Origin of the sequence: Klebsiella sp. 141161 (assembly GCF_050600815.1) — a bacterium.
Classification (GTDB): domain Bacteria; phylum Pseudomonadota; class Gammaproteobacteria; order Enterobacterales; family Enterobacteriaceae; genus Klebsiella; species Klebsiella aerogenes.
Map to the genome: position 1 here is coordinate 1 of NZ_JAQIRN010000030.1, position 371 is coordinate 371.

General features: G+C 57.4%; 1 protein-coding gene. It reads right to left on the reverse strand.

From position 1 onward, the window contains the following. On the reverse strand, window positions 1-371 hold a 371-nt coding region (locus PGR79_RS23835; protein ID WP_334755631.1), incomplete at both ends, for a molybdopterin-dependent oxidoreductase.

Genomic DNA, 371 nt, shown 5'->3' on the forward strand with positions numbered 1-371 from the left:
TTGCGCGGGTCGCAGACGATGATTTTCGCCCCGTTGCGTTTGGCGTTAATGACGTGATTCGCCACGATAGGGTGGGAATCCGCCGGGTTGTAACCGAAGATAAACACCAGATCGGTGTTATCAATCTCCGTGATGGCATTACTCATGGCGCCGTTACCGACCGACTGGTGCAGACCTGCAACCGAAGGGCCGTGTCAGACGCGAGCGCAGCAGTCGACGTTATTGGTGCCAATAACGGCGCGCGCGAATTTTTGCATCACGTAGTTGGTTTCATTGCCGGTCCCGCGGGAGGAGCCGGTGGTCTGGATCGCGTCCGGGCCATATTTTTCTTTAATGGCGCCAAGGCGGGTGGCGACATAATCGAGCGCCTC